Here is a 21,433-nt window from a genome sequence, read left to right on the forward strand (position 1 = left end):
GAGGACGTTTCGAAGTTACCCCTCCGGCGCGACTTCCCGACGCGTCGCCCGGGCTAGGCTGACTGGATGAATGTCCAGTTTCCCGATACCTCTCCCGCTTTCCCGGTGCCGGCCTTGGCTCTGCGCGGTCTGGCGAAACGCTTCGGGGGCAAGATCGCCGTTGACGGGATCAGCCTGGACGTGCCTGCCGGTTCCTTCTACGGGGTGGTCGGCCCGAACGGGGCGGGGAAGACCACCACGTTGTCCATGGCCACAGGACTCCTCCGGCCCGATTTCGGAACGGCCCTCATCCATGGGGTGGACGTGTGGGCGAAACCGTTGGAAGCCAAGCGGCTGATGGGGATACTGCCCGACGGCGTTCGCCTCTTTGACCGGTTGACTGGTGAACAGCTGGTCACTTATGCCGGGCTGCTCCGCGGGATGGACCGGGAAGTCGTGGCCCACCGGGTGGGAGAACTCATGGCGGCCCTGGACCTGGGCGCCGATGCAGGTACCCTCGTGGTGGACTACTCGGCCGGCATGACAAAGAAGATCGCGCTGGCCTCGGCGCTCATCCACGCACCAAGGCTGCTGGTGCTGGACGAACCCTTTGAGTCCGTGGATCCCGTATCCGCGGCCAACATCCGGGGGATCCTGGACAATTATGTGGCCTCGGGAGGGACGGTGATCGTCTCGAGCCATGTCATGGACCTTGTGCAGCGCATGTGCTCGCACGTGGCCGTTGTTGCTGCCGGCAGGGTGCTGGCCGCCGGAACCGTGGACGAGGTCCGCAACGGGGCTACGCTCGAGGAACGGTTTGTGCAGTTGGTCGGCGGCGGGAACAGGACGGAAGGGCTGGAATGGTTGCGCACCTTCTGAGCCTGAAGTGGCGGCTCTTGCTGAACGGTTTCCGCCGCAGCCCGGGTCAGATCGTGGGCATGGCGATCGGTGGACTCTACGCGCTGGGGGTCGTGGCGAGCTTGGCCGGGGCGCTCGTCGCCCTCCGGTGGGCCGATACCGAGACCGCACAAACCGCCGTCGTCCTCGGTGGTGCCGCGGCGCTCCTGGGCTGGGCTGTCGTTCCGCTCATGGCTTCAGCGGCGGACATGACGCTTGATCCTTCGCGGTTCACGACGACGGCGATCCCCATGCGCCAGATGCTTGTCGGCCTGGCCCTTGCCGGTTTCATTGGAGTCCCGGGCTTGTCCACGATGGTGGTGGCGTTGTTCACCGTGGCAACATGGTGGCGCAGCGCGCCCGCAGTGCTCGGCGCCTTGCTGGGTGCAGCCCTGGGGGTCCTGAGTTGCGTGGTGTTGTCGAAAGTCATCACGACGGCGACTGCCGGCCTCGCAGCGTCCCGCCGCTTCAAGGACGTGAGCAGCATTGTGGTCCTCGTGCCCCTGGTGCTGATGGGACCGCTGGTTGCCGGCGTCATCAAGGGGGTGTCCGGTTCCACCGGCTATCTCCCCGAACTGGCCCGGACTGTCGCCTGGACTCCGCTCGGAGCTCCTTGGTCCCTCGGCGGGGATCTGGCGTCCGGAGATGTTGCGGGGGCGGGCATCAAGGTTCTGATCTCCTTGGCCACCCTCCTCGTGTTGTTCGCCGCGTGGAATGCCCTGCTCAAGCGGGCGCTGGTCACGCCGCGATATTCGGGGGGTTCAGGGAAGCGCGGTGGAAAACTCGGCTTGTTCGGACTTCTTCCGGCAACGCCCACGGGTGCCGTGGCCGCTCGCGCGCTCAGCTACTGGATCCGCGATCCGCGCTACGCCGCCGCGCTGATTGTGGTTCCGTTGTTGCCCGTGATTTTCTTGTTCCAGTCGGGACAGTCCGGAAGCTACTCCCTGCTGATGATTCTTGGACCCTTGGCTGCTTTTGTCCTCGCATGGTCCATTGCCGCGGATGTTTCGTACGACAGCACCGCATTTGCGCTGCATCTGGCTACCGGGGTCCGCGGCATCCACGACCGGCTCGGCCGGGCCTTGGCTTGCTTGTCCTTCGCCCTCCCTGTGGTGTTGATCTTCGCCATCGGGCCCTTCTTCCTGACGGGAGACTGGGATTGGCTGCCCGGTATTCTGGGCCTTTCCTTGGGGGTTCTGTTCACGGGCCTCGGCCTGTCCTCCATCGTGTCGGCGCGGTACACCTCAAGCGTGCCGTTGCCCGGGGACAGCCCGTTCAAGAAGCCCCCGGGAAACGTCGCCCAGACGCTGGCCGTCCAATTCGGAGGAATGGCGGTGCTGTTTTTCCTGGTCCTTCCGGAACTTGCACTTGTGGTGCTGCAGTCCATCACGGAAGATCCAAAGTGGGGATGGATCAATCTAGCCATCGGTGCGGTCCTCGGGGTTGTTCTTTTCGTGGCGGGTGTATGGCTCGGAGGCCGCTGGCTCGACCGGCGCGGACCTGAACTCTTCGCGCAATTGAGCGTCAACCGTTGATTCCATGGAGCAACAATGACAAGTTGTGGGACATGGGATAACCTCAAGATCTAATAGTCGATCCGGGAACACAGCGAGAAAGGTCGTGGACATGGAAGTTGTCATTCTTTCGGGAAACAAGCAGATCGGGGCGCTTGCCGCGGATGCCATCGAGGCGTTGCTCGTTCGAAAGCCGAACGCGGTCCTGGGCCTGGCCACGGGGTCTTCTCCGCTTCCTGTCTACGACGAGCTTGCGCGCCGTCACCAGGAAAGCGGCCTCGACTTCAGCCAGGCACACGCCTTCGCCCTCGATGAATATGTCGGGCTCGAGCCCGGGCATCCGGAGTCGTACCGTGAAGTCATCCGCCGCGAATTTACCGATAGGGTCAATATCGACCCCGCCAATGTCCATAGCCCCGACGGTGCAGCTGAGGACCTTCCCGCAGCCTGCCAAGCGTACGAGGACACGATGCGTGAGCTCGGGGGAGTCGATCTGCAGATTCTCGGTGTAGGCACGGACGGCCACATCGGATTCAATGAGCCAGGCTCTTCGCTCGCTTCGCGGACCCGGATCAAGACGCTGATCGAGCAAACCCGCAAAGACAATGCCCGCTTTTTCAAGAGCATCGACGATGTCCCGCACCACGTGGTGACGCAAGGGCTTGGGACCATCATGGATGCCCGGCATGTTGTCCTGATTGCCACCGGAGCCCAGAAAGCCCAGGCTGTCCGGGACTTCGTCGAGGGCCCGGTCGCAGCGATCTGCGCGGCATCAGTGCTGCAAATGCACCCGCACGCCACCATCCTGATCGATGAAGCCGCGGCATCCTCCCTCAAGCTCGCCGACTACTATCGGCACACCTACGACAACAAACCGAAGTGGCAGACCATCTGATCCACTGCACCCGACCAACGGCATCCGACGCGATGCATCTGACGCCGAGGCTCCAGCGGCTAAGATGGATGGCATGACGACGCTGCCTCCGGACCCATTCGAAAACGATCCCATGCGCGAGCTTTCCGGAGCCGGAACATCCACTGCGACCATTGAGCGCGAGGAAACGCGCCAAGAAGTGGAACCCGGTGACCGGGAGCGCTTTTCGCACTATGTCCGCAAGGAAAAGATCATGGAGTCCGCCGTGACCGGCGCGCCCGTGATTGCGCTGTGCGGTAAAGTGTGGACGCCAGGCCGCGATCCGCAGAAGTTCCCGATCTGCCCCGAGTGCAAAGAAATCTATGAAGGTCTTCGCCCCGGCAAGGACGGCGGAGACAAGGACGGCGGCTCGGGCGACTCGAAGTAGTGATCAAGCCCTAGAAGTCGGGAATTCCTGGTAGTAGGCGGAGGAGAGCTTTCTCCTGCCTGGGTGCTGCCCTGCGTGATCCGGCGCATTCGGAACAGATTGGTGTTTTTGTGGTTACTTGGGTTTCGCTGGCTGCAGCGGCCTTGCTGGGAATTGCCGCTGCCTCGCGCAGCGGCCTGCATGGAGCCGCGCCTGGTGGCGTGGACCGCGGCTTGATTGCCGCGAGTCAAGCAGACACCAGGCGGGTGGAATCCGCGTGACTGAAACACTCTTCGGCGGCCCTGCGCTGCCCCCGGCATATCCGGAGCGCGCAGCCTGGGGAACCGCCCCGAAGTTGCGCGCCTGGCAGCAGGAAGCACTGGACCTGTATCTCAACAGGAGCCCGCGCGATTTCCTCGCCGTCGCAACGCCGGGCGCCGGTAAGACCACCTTCGCTCTACGGGTTGCGTCCATACTCCTTGATAGCGGAACCGTGAACCGCGTGACGATTGTGGCTCCCACGGACCACCTGAAACGGCAGTGGGCCGACGCCGCAGCCAGGGTAGGTATTGCCATCGACCCGAACTTCAAGAATTCCGACGGTCAGCACGGCAGGGGGTTCGTCGGAGTCGCCGTGACGTATGCGCAGGTGGCCAGCAAGCCAATGCTGCACCGGGCCAAGACCGAAGCTGCCCGCACCTTGGTCATTTTGGACGAAATCCACCACGGTGGGGAGGCATTGTCCTGGGGCGACGGATTGCGTGAGGCCTTCGATCCTGCTGCGCGGCGCCTGGCCCTCACGGGAACACCGTTCCGTTCCGATACCTCGCCCATCCCTTTCGTCGAATATGCGGAGGACCGCGACGGTATCCGCCGTTCGAAAGCGGACTACACATACGGCTACGGCAACGCCTTGAGGGACCACGTTGTCCGTCCCGTGCTGTTCATGGCGTATTCGGGCCAGATGCGCTGGCGCACCAGCGCGGGGGAGGAAATGGCGGCTTCCCTCGGCGAGGCTGCCGTGACCAAGGACGTCACCTCCCACGCGTGGCGGACCGCCCTGAACCCCAGCGGCGAATGGATTCCCGCGGTTCTTGCTGCCGCCGACAAGCGCCTGGGCGAGGTCCGCCGTACCGTGCCCGACGCCGGGGGCCTGGTCATTGCCACGGATCACGACGACGCCCGAGCCTATGCCGGTCAGCTCAAGAAAATCACGGGCCAGTCACCCACGGTGATTTTGTCCGATGATTCCAAGGCATCGCACAAGATCGAAGAGTTCACCGCCAGCGACAAGCGCTGGATGGTGGCGGTCCGCATGGTGTCCGAAGGCGTGGACGTTCCCCGGCTCTCGGTGGGCGTTTATGCGACGTCCACATCTACGCCGCTGTTCTTCGCCCAAGCCGTGGGCCGCTTCGTCCGGGCCCGCAAGCGTGGCGAGACGGCGTCGGTATTCCTGCCTTCCGTTCCGCCCCTCATGGTTTTGGCGAACTCCATGGAAGCCGAGCGGGACCATGCCCTGGACCGGCCCGAGAAGGAAGACCCGGACGGCCTCTTCAATCCCGAAGAGAACCTCATGGCCGAGGCCAACCGCGAGGAAAGGGCGTCAGATTCCCTCGAAAAGGGTAAGTTCGAAGCCCTCGATTCCCAAGCGTCCTTTGACCGGGTGCTGTTCGACGGCGGCGAATTCGGCACGGGTGCGGACATCGGCTCCGAGGACGAGCTCGATTTCCTCGGGATCCCGGGACTGCTCGACGCCGAACAGGTGGGAACGCTGTTGCGGCAACGCCAGCATGATCAGCAGTCGCGGAAGAAAAAGCAATCACCGTTGGCTGCGGCCGCGTCGCCAGCTGTCCCGGACCACCGCATGCTGATGGACTTGCGTCATGAGCTTGCGAAGAACGTCGCGGCGTGGTCCGCGCGGACCGGCACCCCGCACGGCGTCGTGCACACCAAGTTGCGCGAGGTGTGTGGCGGACCGGCGGTCGCGCAGGCGAACGAAGAGCAATTGCAGTCTCGCTTGCGCAAGCTTCAGGATTGGTTCATCGGGCGGAAATAGCCTTGCTTGGCTGCTCCCGGCCACGCTCCCGTCAGCGCAGGCTTAGCCCATGCTGAGCTCGACGCCGTTTTCTTCCAGCTCCGCGTAGGTCTCGTCGAGATCCTCCGCGATTCCGGCGGTGAGTTCGCCGATCACCGTCACGGAGTAGCCTGCTTGGACAGCATCCAGGGCAGTGGCTTTGACGCAATAGTCTGTCGCGATTCCCACCACCACCACTTCTTCCACTCCGTGGCTTTGCAGCCAGTCGTCGAGCCCGAGCGCGTCTTCGTCCGGTTCGACGGAGGGGACGGCGCCGGAAGCGAGCTCGCCCATGGGCACCTCGTCTTCGGGTGCAAGGACTCCTTCGAACCCTGAGTACGCCGCGGTGAATTGTCCCTTGCGGAAGCAGGCCTGGATGTACTCGGCATCCAGGTCCGGGTGGAGCTCAGCGCCTTTGCTTCCGGCGCGGCAATGCGGAGGCCAACTGTCCACGAAGTCCGGGGTTTCCGAAAAGTGGCTGCCGGGATCGACGTGCCAGTCCTGCGTGGCCACGATGTGGTCGAAGTGCTGGCGGTTGGAGTCAAGATATTCGCTGATGGCCGCGGCCGTGGCGGCACCACCTTCGACTGCGAGGGACCCGCCCTCGCAGAAGTCGTTCTGGACGTCGACGATGATCAGGGCGCGGGACATTCAGTCCTCCTCGTAGACGGTGGGGATTGCCGGTTCGCCGCGCTGCAGCCTCCGGACCACTGGGGGTAGTTCGGCCATGGTGGCAGCATGGCGTTCCTGGGCCCGGACCACGCCTTCGTGTCCTGTCCACCCTGGAAGCAACTCGCCGTTCTTCACGAACTGCTGGAGCAGGGGGCGGTCGTTGCCGTCGTCGTCCGGCCGATGCCCGATGCCCACGATCTCCTGGGTTGCGATGCCGAGTTCATTGAGCTTGCGGAGGGCGTATTTGCGGCCGCCGACACTAGCCTTGTTCTTGGCGGTCTTGGCCACGGAAACGAATTCCCCGGCATCGTCGGCCCGGCTGACCAGTTTGTAGACCATGCTGGCCGTCGGGGCTCCCGAGCCCGTGACCAAGGAAGTTCCGACGCCGTACACGTCCACCGGGGCTGACTGCAGGGCAGCAATCGCGAACTCGTCGAGATCCGAGGTGACGACGATCCGGGTGTCGAGGTTACCGAGACCATCCAGAAGTTCCCGCACCCATTGCGCCTGCGCCACCAGGTCTCCGGAGTCCAAGCGGACTGCTCCGAGCTTGCTCCCTGCGAGTTCCACCGCGGTGCGTACCCCGGTCTCGACGTCGTAGGTGTCCACCAAGAGCGTCGTTCCCGGTCCGAACGCCGAGATCTGCGCTTCGAAGGCTTCACGCTCGGTGTCGTGCAGGAGCGTGAACGAATGGGCGGCTGTGCCCACTGTCCTGATGCCGTAGCGGCGGCCGGCCTCAAGATTGGAGGTACTGCCAAAACCTGCGATCACTGCGGCCCGGGCTGCCGCCGTCGCGGATTCCTCCTGGGTGCGGCGGGAACCCATCTCGATACACGGCCGGCTTCCGGCCGCGCTGGTCATGCGGGAGGCGGCCGAGGCAATGGCCGTGTCGTGGTTGAGCACGGACAGGATGTACGTTTCCAGGATGCACGCCTCAGCGAAGGTTGATTCGACGATCAGGATCGGGGAGCCGGGGAAATAGGCCTCGCCCTCGGGATAGCCCCAGATGTCTCCGGAAAACCTGTAGTCGGCGAGGAAGTCCAGCGTCTGCTTGTCCACTACTTGGTTCCCGTCCAGGAAGGCAAGCTCGGCGTCGCCGAATTGGAAGTCCTTGATTCCCTCAAGCAAGCGGCCGGTGCCGGCCACTATTCCGTAGCGGCGGCCATCGGGCAGGCGGCGGGCGAAGGCTTCGAAGACCGAGCGCCGATGGGCCGCGCCGGAATGGAGGGCAGCTTCCAGCATTGTTAGCTCGTAGTGATCGGTGTACAGCGACGTGCGGGGGTGGTCCCAGGCGACGGATCTACTCACGAATTCACTCTAGTCCCCACTCTCGCCGGTGTGCGCCCATCCATCGCCTTAGAATGGACAGATGACCACTACCGTTGCCCCCGGCACTGCAGCCGTCACAGACGCAGGCCTCAAGGGGGAGGAACGGACGGACACCGCGGAGCAGTCGTCCACCGACCTCCTCAGCGCTGCTGACATCCCTTGGAACCTGGTGATCTGGAACGATCCCGTCAATCTCATGAGCTACGTGAGTTACGTCTTCCAGAGCTACTTCGGGTATTCCGAGGCCAAATCCAACAAACTCATGCTTGAAGTCCACAAGAAGGGCCGTTCCATCGTGGCGTACGGTGGCAAGGAACAAGTGGAGCAGCACGCGGTTGCCATGCACGGCTACGGCTTGTGGGCGACGGTTGAAAAGGCAAGCAATAGCGGCGAGGGCCGGGGACGCAAGGGCGGCGCACGTGGCTAAGGCTTTCAAGTACGGACTCAAAGGCATCACCGGCTACCTTGAGCCCGCCGAGCGCGAACTCCTGCGCGGTCTCCTGGACGATGTCATTTCCATGCTGGAACCACAGCTGTCCCAGGGCGAAGATCCCCTGACGGCCTTGATCGGGCTGGACATGAATGTCAAGGAACCGTCGGACCGCGCCCTGTTGAGGCTTCTGCCGAACGTCATGAAGAACGACGACGACGCGTCTCTTGAATTCCGCCAGCTCACCGAGCGCTCGCTGCGGGAAGGAAAGATCGGCGCGCTTCGGGCCGCTGCGATGGGCCTGGACCGCAACGAGCTCGTGCTGAGCAAGGAGGAGGCAAAACTCTGGTCCATGGCGCTCAACGATGTCCGTCTGGTGTTGGCCGAGCGCCTCGATATCCGCGACGAAGCCGATGCCGACCATGTCCACGCCATGCAGGACTGGTCCCAGGCCGAGGACGTTGAAAGTTATTTGGCGCTCGTCTATAACTTCACCACGTGGCTCCAGGAATCGTTGGTGCAGGCCATGATGGCATCGATGGAACGGAAATCCTGAGCTGACACGTGGCGCTCGCGGTCTTCCGTGTGACAAACCAGACACGAGGCCCCCGACACAAGTCGTGGCTGTGGCACATGCCTTGCTTTATTCTCTAAGAATCATGAACTCAGCATCGGACCCGGTATCGGATGGGGAGCGCGCCGCCGAGGCAGCGCCGGAAACCCAGCGCAGGCCGGAAACACTGACTAACAATGCAGACAACCCTTTGCTGGGAGCACGCCCCATCGGCGTCTTCGATTCCGGGGTCGGCGGACTCACGGTGGCACGGTCAATCATCGACCAATTGCCCAATGAGTCCATCATCTATGTAGGGGACACCGCCAACGGCCCGTACGGGCCGCTCCCTATCGCCGAAGTCCGGGCCAATGCGCTCGGGGTCATGGACGAGTTGGTGGACTCCGGCGTCAAGCTACTGACCATTGCCTGCAACTCAGCCTCGGCCGCGGTTCTGCGCGATGCCCGCGAACGCTACACAGCCCGCTATGGGATTCCCGTCATTGAGGTCATCCAGCCCGCCGTGCGCCGGGCCGTGTCCGCGACCCGGTCCGGCCGGATCGGCGTGATCGGGACATCGGCAACGGTGGGTTCCCGCGCTTACGAAGACACTTTCGCCGCTGCTCCGGACCTGAGCATCACCTCGGTGGCCTGTCCGGAATTCGTGAGTTTCGTGGAAGCCGGGATCACTACCGGTCCGGAGCTCCTGGCCGCAGCCCACGGGTATCTGGAACCGCTCAGGCATGCCGGCGTGGATACCGTGGTACTGGGCTGCACACACTATCCCTTGCTCACAGGCGTCATCTCATACGTCATGGGGGAGGACGTCACCCTGGTGTCCAGCGCCGAGGAGACTGCCAAGGACGTGTACCGCGCACTGGTCACCCACGGAATCCAGCGAAGCGATGCGGTCCAGCCCCACCATGATTTCATGGCCACAGGAGACGCCGCGCAATTTGAAAACCTGGCCCGCCGCTTCCTCGGCCCCGAGGTCCTCTCCGTGCGCCACGTGGACCATGTAGCCGCCCAGTACCCGACCGGAAGCCTCGCGCGCATCACCCCGGAAATGTTGGAGGCCGCCCGCGCCGGCGGCCATCATGCGAGGACGTCCAACTTCGTTGACCCCGCAGCCTTCACGGTAAAGGAGTTCGGCGCGGCCCGCGGGGGCCGCATCCAGTGAAACTGACCATTGTTGGCTGCACAGGTTCCTTCCCCGGGCCAAGCTCTCCGGCGTCGTGCTACCTGCTGACCGCGCACGACGGTGAACGCCAGTGGAAGATCGTCCTGGATATCGGCAGCGGTGCCCTCGGAGCCATCCAACGCTACACGGACCTCGAAGATATCGACGCCATCTTCCTGACCCACTTGCACCCGGACCATTGCATGGACCTGTGCGGCCTGCACGTGGCCGTCCGCTGGAAGCCGGGCGGCTGGGGGCGGGACAGAATCCGGGTCTGGGGTCCCGAAGCCACAGCGGATCGCATGGCCACCGCCTATGGGCTCGAACTGAACCCGGGAATGCACGAGGAATTCGACTTCAGCACCTGGGCCGAACGTCAGCCCGTGCAGCTTGGACCGTTCACCGTGACGCCCTATGCCGTGAACCACCCCGTGGAAGAGGCCTACGCCTTGCGCGTGGAAGTCACCGAGCCGGACAAAGAAGGCAATGCCGTGCGCCGGATCCTCACCTACTCGGGGGACACCGACTCGTGCGAAGGCCTTGAGGATGCCGCGCGCAACGCGGACCTGTTCTTGTGCGAGGCGGCCTTCGAAGAAGGGCGCGACGACGACATCAAGGACGTGCACCTGACCGGCAAGCGCGCCGCCCAAGCAGCGACAGCCGCCGGAGCCCGGCGCCTCCTGTTGACCCATATACCGGTGTGGACATCGCAGACCAAGGTCATGGCCGATGCGAAGCCCGAGTTTGCCGGTGATGTCGCCGTCGCCGTTGCCGGAGTTCACTACACGGTCTGACGCAGGAGTCCGTCTGCGCAGTCCAGCTGTGCAGTCCGGGGAGGGCCGGGGGATCGCTAAGCTTGCAGTATGACTTCCGAAGCCACCTCTGTCCCCGTCATCCGTGCCGACGGACGTACGCCCGATCAACTCCGTCCCATCAGCATCACCCGCGGCTGGTCCAAGCAGGCCGAAGGTTCGGCCCTGATCGAATTCGGCAATACCCGGGTGCTGTGCACGGCTTCCCTGACTGAAGGCGTGCCTCGCTGGCTCAAAGGTGAGGGCCGTGGCTGGGTCACCGCCGAATACGCCATGCTGCCGCGTGCCACGAACACCCGTTCAGACCGTGAATCGGTCAAAGGCAAGATCGGCGGCCGCACCCACGAAATTTCGCGCCTGATCGGACGTTCGCTCCGTTCCATCATCGACACCAAGGCTCTAGGGGAGAACACGATCGTGCTGGACTGCGATGTCCTGCAGGCCGACGGCGGCACCCGGACGGCCGCGATCACCGGCGCCTACGTGGCGCTCGCCGAGGCGATCCGTTTCGCCCGGGAGAACAAAATGATCGCCAAGAACGCCCAGCCCTTGATCGACACGATCGCTGCAGTCTCCGTGGGGATCATTGACGGTATCCCGATGCTGGACTTGCCCTACGTCGAAGATGTGCGTGCCGAAACCGACATGAACGTGGTGGTCACGGGATCGGGGAAGTTCGTGGAAGTCCAGGGAACCGCAGAGGGCGCCCCCTTCGACCGCGATGAACTGAACGCTTTGCTGGACCTTGCCCTCATTGGCACGGGAGAGCTGGCAGCCATCCAGCGCGAGACACTGGCTGAGGCCCCGTGAGCGAGGCAACGACCGCAGCTACGCCGCGACTCGTTCTCGCTACCCACAACAAGGGCAAACTTCGCGAACTCAGGGAACTCCTCAGGGGGCAGGTGCCAGGACTCGACGTCGATACCCAAGTCATTGACGCAGGTGCGGCCGGAGCCCCTGATGTTGCCGAGACGGGCGTGACCTTTGCCGAGAACTCCCTGCTCAAAGCACGCGCTGTCGCTGAAGCTACGGGACTGGTGGCGATTGCCGATGATTCAGGGCTCGCCGTCGATGTGCTGGGCGGAGCCCCGGGGATCTTCTCGGCGCGCTGGTCCGGCCGGCACGGTGACGATGCCGCCAATCTGGAGCTTTTGCTGGATCAACTCTCCGACGTCCCGGACGCCCACCGTGGAGCGGCGTTCGTCTGTGCAGCGGCGCTCGCTGTACCGGACGCCGTCGACGGCGGGGTGCGCGAGGTGGTCGAATACGGCCAGCTCGAAGGCATTCTCTTGCGTGAACCCCGCGGTGCCGGCGGATTCGGTTACGACCCCGTGCTGCAGCCCCAGGGCTTGGATCGCAGTTGCGCCGAGCTGAGTTCCGAGGAGAAGAACGCCATCAGCCACCGGGGCAAGGCATTCAGGGCGCTGCTCCCGGCCATCGTGAACGCCCTGCGCTAAGTCCTCCGCGCGCAAGGGTCAACGAGAGAGGCACCCCGCAACTGGACTGCGGGGTGCCTCTCTCGTTGAAGCAGTTAGGGTCGGTTATACCGTGGCCTAGCGCTCGCTGTGCTTGCCGGCTTCGTGTTCTTCGATGAACTCTTGGACGGGTTCTGTTCCACGCTCTGTGGCCTTGCGCTTGGCCAGGAAGCCGCGGATGACCTCGACGGCCACGGGGACCACCGAGAGCAGGACGATGACTACAAAGATGATGTCGAGGTTGTCCCGGACCCACGGCACCTTGTCGCCCAGAAGGTAGCCGAGCAATGTGACCCCGCCGCCCCAGAGCACCGCCCCGATGACGTTGAAGATGAAGAACTTGCGCTTGTCCATCTGCGCGACGCCCACAATCACCGGGACGAAGGTGCGGATGATCGGGACGAAGCGCGCCAGGACCAGGGCCTTGCCGCCGTGCTTTTCGAAGAAGGCGTGTGCGCTCTCGACGTTCTCCCGCTTGAACAGCTTGGAATCAGGCTTGTTGAAGATGGCCGGCCCGGCTTTGGAACCAATGAGGTAGCCGCTTTGGTTGCCGATGATCGCAGACACGACAATGAGGGCCGTGAGTGCCCAGATATTGAACTTGATGGTATCCGTGGCGACGAGCAGTCCTGCGGTGAAGAGCATGGAGTCGCCAGGCAGGAAGAAGCCCACCAGTAGTCCCGTCTCTGCGAACACAATGCCGCACACGAGCAGGACGACCCATGGTGCCAAGGCGGGGTCGGCCAGGAAGACCTGGGGGTTCAACCAGTCGGGGAGGAGCGCGGACATGTGCGGCTGCACCGGTCCCGCGCCAACCAAAGTGGATACGGCAAAGTCGTTCATCGCAGAAAGGGTCACCCTTCAAGGGTACGGGACAACCGCCGTCGGGCCTTTGAGACATCCGATGGGGCGGAGCAAGTGACGTGGCAGCCTTCGCGACGCGTTGGGCAGGTGCCGAAGGATGCCACCAATCTGGAGGACTCTCCACCGGGCGTGGTGTTGTTTGCCTTCGCCGGGTGCGCCGTGCGGATCCGTTTCCACCTGTAACCTTGTCCAGTGGCATTGGACTTTACGGCGATTGACTTTGAAACTGCGAACGGCTTCAGGGGCTCGCCGTGCTCGGTCGGCCTGAGCAAGGTCCGCAATGGAGTCGTGGTGGAGGAAGCCTCCTGGATCATGCGGCCACCGGAAAACCATGACCACTTCGAATACCACAACACCCGCATCCACGGCATCCGGGCCGAGGACGTCGCTGGCGCTCCCCGCTTTGGTGAGCTCTTTCCTGAAATAGGGGCATTTATCGGCGGGGATATCCTGGCCGCCCACAATGCAGCCTTCGACCTCGGTGTCATCCGCTCCGGGCTCGAAGTTTCCGGGCTGCCTGGCCCCGCCTACGAGTACGTCTGCACCGTGATGTTGGCCAGGCGCTGCTACTCCTTGGTGTCCAATTCCTTGCCCTACGCAGCCGAAGAGGCCGGCGTGCCCCTCGTGAACCATCACGACGCCGCCGAGGACGCCAGGGCCTGCGCCGGAATCCTGGTGGATATCGCGCAGCGGAACAACGCCAACAGCATTGCCGAACTCTATTTGTCCCTCGGCCTGGCCATACCCAAACAGCAGGCCTTCCAGCCCGGAGACAGCCTGTCCAAGCAGACTCTCGCTGCGCTCGCGGCCGGCGGAGGACGGGACGCGCAAGCCGCTGGCCGGGCCGGCGCCGGGAACGGCGCCGGCCAGCTTGGGCGGGCTTGGAGCAACTGGCCGGAAGAGGGCACTAATCCGGAGCCCAACCCCGCCGCGGAACCGGGCCACCCCTTGTTCGGCCAAACAGTGGTCTTCACGGGTGAGTTGGCGATTGCCCGGCCCGAAGCGAAACAGCGCGCCGCGGAACTGGGCGCGCGTCCGGAAAGCCGAGTGACAGGAAGGACCACCGTCCTGGTGGTGGGCGACGGCTTTGTGGCCGGCGATCTGCGGAATGGTCGGCTTACCGGAAAAGCAAAGCGGGTCCTGGAGTTGCACAGCCGCGGCCAACAAATCGAGGTGCTCTCCGAAGGGGAGTTCCTACAAATGGTCGGCGGACGCTAGCGAGGCCAAAATTCACACGGAGCAACAAAGCTTCCTGTTGCGTTCCCGCGCTCCTAGCCTTGAGCCATGACACAAGGCAACCAGCCGTACACCGCACGGTTCACCTCAGGGACACTGGCTCCGGCGGCCACCGGTTGGCGGGCCCTCTTCGCTTTCCCCAACCCGGTCAATGAATACGCCGCGAGGATCACCGCCGGGCTGGTGGTTTTGGCGGCAGTGGCCACCCTCGTGAGCGGCTTTGGCTGGGGACTCGTGCTGATCGCGGCCGGCTTCTGGCTGCGTGTGCTCTTCGGGCCGAGGATCTCGCCGTTTGCGCTGTTGTCCGTCAAGGCGCTGGCTCCCAGGGTGGGCCCCGCCAAACTTGTCCCTGGACCGCCCAAGCGTTTCGCACAGGGAATCGGCGCCGTGCTCAGCACCGCGGCCGCTGTACTGTTTTTCGCCGATTTCGCGCTCGGCGCCTGGATCCTGCTCGCCCTGCTCATTGTGGCTGCTTCCCTTGAGTCCATCCTGGGGTTCTGCCTTGGCTGCGCCATTTTTGGCTTCCTACAGAGGCACGGCCTCATTCCCGAGGAAGTCTGCGAAGCTTGCAACAACATCTCGCTTCGCCGATTTTGAGCCGATTGCCTTCTAGCCGATCGTGACAGCAATAAGCCGCTGCGCCATCCCGCGGATGACATCCGGCGCCTCAAGCGATTCAAGCCAGTCGGAGGGCAAAGCGCTTTCGCCGTGGAAAGCACCCAGGATATTGCCCGCGATGGAGGCAGTGGAGTCGCTGTCGCCGCTGTGGTTCAGTGCTATGGCTATGGCTTGGCGGAAATGGTCCGCCGGATCGGGCCGCGCTTCGGCTGCACCGGTTGCCAGCACAGCATAGAGCCCGACGGCGAGTGCCTCCTCCGCGACGCAGCCTTCGCCCAGTTGCGCCGTGAGTTCCTCCGGACTGAGCAAGGTGCCGGTGGACGACAGTTCCAGGGCCTGGCGAAGGCGTTCCAGTAGTTCGGGAGCCGGATTCGGCAATGCGGCCACCACGCTCAACGCATGTTCAGCCGCGGACCGTACATCCGAGCCGGTGGCCAGCCGGTGCACCAGTACGCTGAAGGCGCCCGCACTTTGCCGGGCCGAGGGGTGGCCGTGGGTCAAGGACGCGGCATCAGTGCTCAATTTGTAAACCGCAGCCTCGGAAATATGGGGAACCAAGCCAAACGGCGCGGACCGCATCACAGTGCCGCAGCCCTTCGATTCCAGGTTGACGGGGCGGAAGACGGTTCCCATGTCGCCGGTGGCAAGCCCGCTGAGGCACGCCTTGCCCGGGTTCCTGCGATGCCGGAGCACATCCTGGCCGTCAATCCAGCGAGGCTGGGGAACGGGCGCCGACGCCGGCAAAGCTACCCCCTGGGTGGCGAGCCACCGTAGGTAGGCGAGCCAAAGGCACGCAGTTTCATCGGCAGCCACGCCGTCGTTGGCCCATTCGAGGGCATCCACGAGGCCGTCGACGGTGTACAGCGTCATCTGGGTGTCATCCGAAAAGTGGCTGCTGCCGTCGAGCTGTCCAAAAGAGGTGAGGCCCCCCGGGCCGAAGCGAGAGCGGATGGTCGCTACGTCGTCGAACTCCACCGCATAACCGAGCGAATCGCCGAGGGCACCCCCCAACAGGCAGCCGTGTACCCGGGACTCGAAGGACGGCGCAGCGAAGGGGGACGGTTCAGCACTCATAGTGGTAATGTACCGCGGCTGCTTTGCCGGGCTTGACCTCGCGCGGGGCTCGCGGTCGCCGTAATCGCGTTGGGCGGCTAGGCTCGGATTCAGGAAGCGTCCAGTCTCGGCTGGCAGGATGCTGCAGCAAGAGCGCCACCCGAACCTCGAACTAAGGAATCATCACCCATGACCACCACTGTGTCCGTTCCCTCCTCCCGCGGCCCCCGGCTCCTTGCCCGGGCGTCCGCTGAAGCTCTGGGGACGTTGTTCCTTGTGGTTATTGGCTTGGGCGTGCTCATTTTCATCAATCCACAGGCGGTTCCAATGCCGGCGCCGCTGGCAAGCGGCCTTGCTGTTGCTGCTGCGATGCTGGCGTTCGGCTACCTGTCGGGCGGCCACTTCAACCCGGCCGTCACGGTTGGCCACGTGATCGCCGGCCGCTTGAAGCCCGTGGACGGAGCCGCGTACCTGGGGGCCCAGATCGTCGGTGGCCTGCTGGGCGCTTTGGCGATTTTCGCCGTCGTGCGGACCGTGCCGGGTATCACGGACAGCCGCACCGTCTTTGACACGGCAACGTCGGGATTCGGTACGCACTCCAGCTTCCAGGTTCCGCTCGCCGGCGTCCTGCTGGTTGAGGTCCTTGGTGCCGCGCTTTTGGTAGGGGTCTTCCTTGGTGTCACGGCGCGACGAAACCCCAACCGGGTCGCGGCACCGTTCGCTGTGGGCCTGACCGTCGCTGTGCTGCTGCAACTGGGCCAGTCCACCGGCAACCTCGCGTTCAACCCCGCCCGTGCCACGGCCTCCGCAGTCTTCAGCTCCAGTTGGGCGCTCGAGCAGCTCTGGCCTTTCTGGGTTGCACCGTTGGTGGGGGCAGCGATCGCGGGTCTCGTCTTCCGCGGGTTCGGTGAATCCACCCCCGCAGCTGCGGTTGCGGTCGAAGAACCCGCAGAACCCGCAGATGCCGATGAGTGGGACGAAGAGTCGGACGAAAAGTCCGACGACGGCGCTGACGCCGGGGCGCCTGTTCGCCCGGCCGAGGTTTCCACACCGGCCGCAGTGCCCGCAGCTGTGCCCGCCGAGGCGACGCCCGACGTCGACCCCGCCCGTGACTTCTTCGACGGCAAGCGGGACTGACACAAGAATCTAGCTGTCTGGAAGGCACTCTGACGGCCGGTGCCGCCGCGCCGCACCAATAATGTCCGTGCCTCCGGTTAGCGTGAAAACATGAGGCTTCTTCACACTTCGGACTGGCACCTGGGACGTTCGTTCCATGGCGTCGGGATGCTCGATGCCCAGCGCGACTTCGTCGAGCAATTGCTGGAGGTCGTCCGGGAGCGGTCGGTGGACGTCGTGCTGATCGCCGGGGACGTCTACGACCGCGCGCTGCCTGGCCTGGATGTCGTGAAGCTCCTCGACGACGCCCTGGTGCGGATCACCGACGCCGGCGCCAAGGTGGTGCTGACAAGCGGGAACCACGATTCGGCGATCCGGCTCGGTTTCGCCTCACGCTTACTCGAACGCGGGGGAGTTCATCTGCGGACCCGGGTAGAGGATCTTGATTCTCCTATCTTGTTTCCACTGGACGGCAGCGAAGACACAACAGCGAGGCCGGACGCCCCGATGCTGGCCGTCTACGGTATCCCGTATCTCGAACCGAGGCTCGTCGCCGAGCGGCTCGGCACGGAAACCGCGAATCACTTCGACGTCACCGAGGCCGCGGTACAGCTCATCCGCGAGGACATCTCGCGGCGACGTGAGACGGGACCTGTGCATTCCGTCGTGCTGGCACACACCTTCGCCAGCGGCGGCATTAGCTCGGACAGCGAGCGTGATCTAAGCATCGGTGGTTTGGGGGCAGTCCCCTTGGATCTCTTCGAGGGCTTCGGCTACACGGCCCTGGGCCATCTGCACGGGCGCCAGGAGCTTGCGGAACACGTCCGGTATTCGGGTTCGCCGCTGGCCTATTCCTTCTCTGAAGCCAGGCACCTGAAGGGAGCCTGGCTGGTTGACGTTGGCGTCGGCGGCGTTGAAAACGTCGAGGAAATTCTGTGGAAAGCACCGCGGGAGCTCGCGATACTCCGGGGAAAGCTCACCGAACTCTTGGAATCGGAAGAATATCGCTGGGCTGAATCCGCTTATTGCCAGGTCACTCTGACGGACGCTGTACGGCCCGCGCAGGCCATGGAACAACTGCGTACCCGGTTCCCGGACACCCTCGTGTTGGGCTTTGATCCTGAAGATGCCGCGGGAAGGGCCAAGGTCAGCTATAGCAGCAGGCTTGCCGACGCAGAGGACGATCTAGGCGTGTGCTGCGGCTTCCTTGACCATGTGCGGGCAAGGCCTGGCGACGAAACTGAACTCTCCGCCCTTCGTGAAGCTTTGGAAGCGGTCAGGCTGGAAGGAGCGGAGTTGTGAGAATCCACCGCCTTGAGATGACGGCCTTCGGGCCATTTGCCGGGCTCCAGTCGATTGACTTCGACCAGTTGGGCGCACAGGGTCTGTTCCTCCTGAACGGTGCCACCGGTGCAGGAAAGACGAGTGTTCTCGACGCAATCTGTTTTGCGCTCTACGGCTCGGTGCCAGGCGCGCGTCAGGACGGCAAACGCTTACGGAGCGACCATGCGGAACCGACCGCGGAGCCCAGCGTCGTCTGTGAATTTTCGGCGCGCGGACGGCGCTTCGAGGTCACCCGCTCGCCGGCATGGGACAGGCCCAGTGCCCGTGGCCGCAAAGGCTTCACCACCCAGCAGGCCAAAACGCTTCTGCGCGAACGGGTCAAGGGCTCGTGGGAAGAGAAGACTTCCCGCAACGACGAGGCGGGAGTGGAAATCGGGGACGTCCTCGGAATGGACCGGGAGCAGTTCACCAGGGTTGTCATGCTTCCGCAAGGAGATTTCGCGGCGTTCCTGCGCTCCAAGGCCTCTGACCGCCTGGACCTGCTGCAGAAGCTCTTCGGCACCCAGCGTTTTGAAGCGATCGAACAGCAGTTGGCACTGCAGGCAAACGCCGCGCGGGCCAAAGTGCAGGAGAGCGAGAACGAACTCCAATTGCTCCTGCAACGGGCGGAGGCAGAGTTTGCGCAACTCGGCATGGAAGAGTCTGAGGACCTTGCTCTGGGCACCGATGAGGGTGCGCCCACGAACGAAACAAGGCTCGAGTACCTCGAGGAGCAGGCGCGCCTCGAGTCGGCGGCCCGGCAGCAAGATGCCAGCTCTGCCGAGGCTGCAGCGCTTCAGCTAGCAGACAAGTTCAACTCCGCCCGGGAACGGGTTCAACGGCACGCGAAGCTCGACGCCGCCACGCGCCGACAGGTTGCGCTCGCCGCAGGAGCGGCAGAAGTCCACGAATTCCGTGACCGCCTGGGACGTCACCGGAAAGCTGCCGTGCTCGGCGGACAGCTCGAAGGCGTAGATCGTGCCACGAAGGCACTTCACCTGGCGGCCTCGAAGGCTGAGTCGGCTACGGCGAAGCTGACTGCAGCGACCCTGGATGCCAGCGATCCCGCAGCGGGCTTGGCCAGGGTTCAGAAAACCACGGCTGTCCTGGAAGCCCGGGTCCCGGACGAACAAAAACTCGAGGACATCACCGCGCGGCTTGGTGCCCTCAAAGTGGCGGCAGAGCAGCGCGAATCCTCCAAGGAAGTGCGGTCCCTCGCTTTGGCCGCGGTTCGCGCGGAGGCAACTGCCTTGGAAACCCGGATAGCTCCGCTGGAAGCGGTGGCTGGGGAACTGCCCCTGCGCGAAGTCGAGGCTGCTGCAGCGCAGAACACGGTCAAGACCGTAGCCCGCTACACAAGCTCCCTCGAATCCCTGTCCGTGGCCGGGAAGCGGCACGCATTGGCCCGTGCGCTTTCCCAGGACCTCCGCCAACTCTGGCTGGACCTCCGCGAAACCCGGCTCGCCAATGCCGCTGCCGAGCTCGCCGCCAAACTGCGGGAGGGCGAAGGATGCCCTGTCTGCGGAAGCGTCGAGCACCCTTCCCCGGCGGCGGCCGGGCTGACGGCCTTGGCTCTTGCCCAAGAAGAGCAATCGGCCCACGAACGCTATGACGCGAGTGAGCACGACCTCCTTCAGGCGGCGGCCGAGCTGGCGGCGGCCGAGCAGGAGGTCGCCGTGCTCGCGGCCCAAGGCGGAGACCTCGATCCGAACGAAGCCGCTTCGACGGAGACCGTGGCCAGAGAGGCCCTTGCCTCGGCGCGTTCCGCCGTCGAAGGACTCAAGCAAGGCACGACGGATCTCAAGCGCGCGCTCGAGCACATTGCCCGTTTGGAAGATGAACAACGCCAGGAGGAGACAGCCGCGGCGCAAGCTGAGTCCACCATGGCCTTGCTCCTCGAACAACGTGGGGCGCTGGACTCTGTGCTTTCCGGGCTTCGCGATGGCTTCGGCACATTGCGGGGCCGGATTGAGGCGTTGGACGGGAAACGTGAGCTCCTGCAGCATGCCGTCACCGCCAGCGTGCAGTTGGAACGTGCCCGGGAGGTTTTGGCCGATACTTCCACAGCCCTGGAACGAGCCCTTTCGGTCAACGGATTCGAAACCGCGGAGACCGCCCGGCTCGAAATCCTCGACGAGAAGCACGCCGCACGGCTTGACGAAGCCATCCGGGCGGCCGAGACCGAAAGTGCCCGTCTCGCGGAGCTCTTCGAGTCCGAGGACCTCGTGCTTGCCGCCAAGGAAGCGCGGATCGGAGAGGTGCCGCTGACCGCCGTCGAACTCGCCGCCGTCGAACACGAAGCCGGCCATGCGGCGGAAACCGGCCGCCGCATGGCTCTTGCTGCCGGACTTGCCGCACGGACGGTGGCTACCTTGGCAACGATCCGCTTGCAGTACGAAGAGGCTGCGGCCTCGGGGCGCGGCCCCCGCGAACGCGCCCGGGTACTCAGCGAGCTCGCCGAAACTGCCAGGGGGGCAGGCGACAACGGCTACAAGATGAGCCTCAACAGCTACGTCCTCGCGGCCCGGCTCGAACAGGTCGCGGCAGCAGCGTCGGAGCGGCTCATCGCCATGAGCGACGGCCGGTACACCCTGCAGCACACCGACGCGAAGGCAGCCAGGGGAGCGAAATCCGGTTTGGGCCTGGAAGTCGTGGATGAGTGGACGGGCCAGCGGCGCGACACCGCCACGCTGTCCGGAGGGGAATCTTTCATGGCTTCGCTCGCGTTGGCTCTGGGGCTCGCGGATGTTGTCCAGCAAGAAGCCGGGGGAGTGGACATCGAAACCTTGTTCGTGGATGAGGGCTTCGGAAGTCTCGACGAGCAGTCCCTCGAACAGGTCATGGATGCACTTGAGGGACTCCGCGACGGCGGAAGGGTAGTCGGGCTGGTTAGCCACGTTGCCGAGATGAAACAGAGAATCAGCAGCCAGCTGCAGGTGATCAAGGGCCGGAACGGCTCCACCGTGCGAATCGTCGACGCCGCAGCGGCTTAGGACCCGCACGCCCAGGCCACCGCACCCTCAGCTAG

The 21,433-nt window shown here is 64.2% G+C and carries 22 protein-coding genes; 18 read left to right on the plus strand and 4 right to left on the minus strand.

What is annotated here, in order from left to right; all coding sequences use genetic code 11:
* Window positions 1-66 precede the first annotated feature (66 nt).
* The 6 genes from ABD884_RS05540 (at window position 67) to ABD884_RS05565 (ending at window position 5,726) form a co-directional block, all read left to right on the plus strand.
* Window positions 67-858: an ABC transporter ATP-binding protein gene (locus tag ABD884_RS05540; RefSeq protein WP_345039429.1), complete on the plus strand. Its 792-nt coding sequence runs from the start codon at window positions 67-69 to the stop codon at window positions 856-858.
* On the plus strand, window positions 840-2,411 hold the full coding sequence (locus ABD884_RS05545; protein ID WP_345039433.1) for a transporter: 1,572 nt from the start codon (window positions 840-842) through the stop codon (window positions 2,409-2,411). Before ABD884_RS05540 ends, ABD884_RS05545 begins: the two co-directional genes overlap by 19 nt.
* Before the next feature lie 91 nt (window positions 2,412-2,502).
* The gene (gene nagB / locus ABD884_RS05550; RefSeq protein ID WP_345039440.1) at window positions 2,503-3,285 is read left to right on the plus strand and encodes a glucosamine-6-phosphate deaminase; all 783 of its coding nucleotides are present in this window, start codon (window positions 2,503-2,505) and stop codon (window positions 3,283-3,285) included.
* 64 nt (window positions 3,286-3,349) lie between these two features.
* Complete coding sequence (locus ABD884_RS05555) at window positions 3,350-3,691, plus strand: DUF3039 domain-containing protein (RefSeq protein WP_345039444.1); 342 nt, start codon at window positions 3,350-3,352, stop codon at window positions 3,689-3,691.
* Window positions 3,692-3,801: 110 nt separating this feature from the next.
* Entirely contained in the window at window positions 3,802-3,951 is a 150-nt protein-coding gene (locus tag ABD884_RS05560; RefSeq protein WP_345039448.1) for a hypothetical protein, read from the plus strand.
* A complete protein-coding gene (locus ABD884_RS05565) occupies window positions 3,948-5,726 on the plus strand; it encodes a DEAD/DEAH box helicase (RefSeq protein WP_345039455.1) in 1,779 nt (592 codons plus the stop codon). Before ABD884_RS05560 ends, ABD884_RS05565 begins: the two co-directional genes overlap by 4 nt.
* A gap of 42 nt (window positions 5,727-5,768) precedes the next feature.
* On the opposite strand, the gene ABD884_RS05570 is transcribed toward ABD884_RS05565, so the two are convergent.
* Window positions 5,769-6,395, minus strand: a complete 627-nt coding sequence (locus ABD884_RS05570; protein ID WP_345039462.1) for an isochorismatase family protein — start codon at window positions 6,393-6,395, stop codon at window positions 5,769-5,771.
* The gene (locus ABD884_RS05575; RefSeq protein WP_345039468.1) at window positions 6,396-7,724 is read right to left on the minus strand and encodes a nicotinate phosphoribosyltransferase; all 1,329 of its coding nucleotides are present in this window, start codon (window positions 7,722-7,724) and stop codon (window positions 6,396-6,398) included.
* 61 nt (window positions 7,725-7,785) lie between these two features.
* On the opposite strand from ABD884_RS05575, the gene clpS reads away from it, so the two are divergent.
* The 6 genes from clpS to rdgB all read left to right on the plus strand — a co-directional run bounded on the left by clpS (window position 7,786) and on the right by rdgB (window position 12,177).
* A complete protein-coding gene (gene clpS, locus ABD884_RS05580; RefSeq protein WP_345039474.1) occupies window positions 7,786-8,172 on the plus strand; it encodes an ATP-dependent Clp protease adapter ClpS in 387 nt (128 codons plus the stop codon).
* A complete protein-coding gene (locus ABD884_RS05585) occupies window positions 8,165-8,731 on the plus strand; it encodes a DUF2017 domain-containing protein (RefSeq protein ID WP_345039480.1) in 567 nt (188 codons plus the stop codon). The genes clpS and ABD884_RS05585 overlap by 8 nt, the downstream gene beginning before the upstream one ends.
* A gap of 103 nt (window positions 8,732-8,834) precedes the next feature.
* Window positions 8,835-9,908, plus strand: coding sequence for a glutamate racemase (gene murI / locus ABD884_RS05590; RefSeq protein WP_345039485.1), 1,074 nt, complete (start codon window positions 8,835-8,837; stop codon window positions 9,906-9,908).
* Window positions 9,905-10,702: an MBL fold metallo-hydrolase gene (locus tag ABD884_RS05595; RefSeq protein ID WP_345039494.1), complete on the plus strand. Its 798-nt coding sequence runs from the start codon at window positions 9,905-9,907 to the stop codon at window positions 10,700-10,702. Before murI ends, ABD884_RS05595 begins: the two co-directional genes overlap by 4 nt.
* Before the next feature lie 69 nt (window positions 10,703-10,771).
* The gene (gene rph / locus ABD884_RS05600; protein ID WP_028264720.1) at window positions 10,772-11,530 is read left to right on the plus strand and encodes a ribonuclease PH; all 759 of its coding nucleotides are present in this window, start codon (window positions 10,772-10,774) and stop codon (window positions 11,528-11,530) included.
* Entirely contained in the window at window positions 11,527-12,177 is a 651-nt protein-coding gene (gene rdgB, locus ABD884_RS05605) for an RdgB/HAM1 family non-canonical purine NTP pyrophosphatase (RefSeq protein ID WP_345039507.1), read from the plus strand. The genes rph and rdgB overlap by 4 nt, the downstream gene beginning before the upstream one ends.
* Before the next feature lie 96 nt (window positions 12,178-12,273).
* On the opposite strand, the gene ABD884_RS05610 is transcribed toward rdgB, so the two are convergent.
* The gene (locus ABD884_RS05610) at window positions 12,274-13,038 is read right to left on the minus strand and encodes a DedA family protein (protein ID WP_345054590.1); all 765 of its coding nucleotides are present in this window, start codon (window positions 13,036-13,038) and stop codon (window positions 12,274-12,276) included.
* Between the two features lie 75 nt (window positions 13,039-13,113).
* Between ABD884_RS05610 and ABD884_RS05615 the strand changes: the two genes are divergently transcribed.
* The 3 genes from ABD884_RS05615 (at window position 13,114) to ABD884_RS05625 (ending at window position 14,892) form a co-directional block, all read left to right on the plus strand.
* On the plus strand, window positions 13,114-13,242 hold the full coding sequence (locus tag ABD884_RS05615) for a hypothetical protein (protein WP_345039513.1): 129 nt from the start codon (window positions 13,114-13,116) through the stop codon (window positions 13,240-13,242).
* Window positions 13,243-13,251: 9 nt separating this feature from the next.
* Complete coding sequence (locus tag ABD884_RS05620) at window positions 13,252-14,277, plus strand: 3'-5' exonuclease (RefSeq protein WP_345039521.1); 1,026 nt, start codon at window positions 13,252-13,254, stop codon at window positions 14,275-14,277.
* Window positions 14,278-14,343: 66 nt separating this feature from the next.
* The gene (locus ABD884_RS05625) at window positions 14,344-14,892 is read left to right on the plus strand and encodes a DUF4395 domain-containing protein (RefSeq protein ID WP_345039526.1); all 549 of its coding nucleotides are present in this window, start codon (window positions 14,344-14,346) and stop codon (window positions 14,890-14,892) included.
* A gap of 12 nt (window positions 14,893-14,904) precedes the next feature.
* Here the strand turns inward: ABD884_RS05625 and ABD884_RS05630 are convergent, their stop codons facing one another.
* Window positions 14,905-15,987, minus strand: coding sequence for an ADP-ribosylglycohydrolase family protein (locus tag ABD884_RS05630; RefSeq protein ID WP_345039532.1), 1,083 nt, complete (start codon window positions 15,985-15,987; stop codon window positions 14,905-14,907).
* A 168-nt stretch (window positions 15,988-16,155) separates the two neighbouring features.
* On the opposite strand from ABD884_RS05630, the gene ABD884_RS05635 reads away from it, so the two are divergent.
* From ABD884_RS05635 to ABD884_RS05645, 3 genes are all read left to right on the plus strand, one after another.
* Window positions 16,156-17,103 (plus strand): MIP/aquaporin family protein, encoded by a 948-nt coding sequence (locus ABD884_RS05635; protein WP_345039539.1) that lies wholly within the window; start codon window positions 16,156-16,158, stop codon window positions 17,101-17,103.
* Between the two features lie 90 nt (window positions 17,104-17,193).
* Entirely contained in the window at window positions 17,194-18,384 is a 1,191-nt protein-coding gene (locus ABD884_RS05640) for an exonuclease SbcCD subunit D (protein WP_345039546.1), read from the plus strand.
* Window positions 18,381-21,398, plus strand: coding sequence for an AAA family ATPase (locus tag ABD884_RS05645; protein ID WP_345039550.1), 3,018 nt, complete (start codon window positions 18,381-18,383; stop codon window positions 21,396-21,398). Before ABD884_RS05640 ends, ABD884_RS05645 begins: the two co-directional genes overlap by 4 nt.
* Window positions 21,399-21,433: the final 35 nt, after the last annotated feature.

Source organism: Arthrobacter methylotrophus, from assembly GCF_039539965.1.
GTDB classification, from domain to species: domain Bacteria; phylum Actinomycetota; class Actinomycetes; order Actinomycetales; family Micrococcaceae; genus Arthrobacter; species Arthrobacter methylotrophus.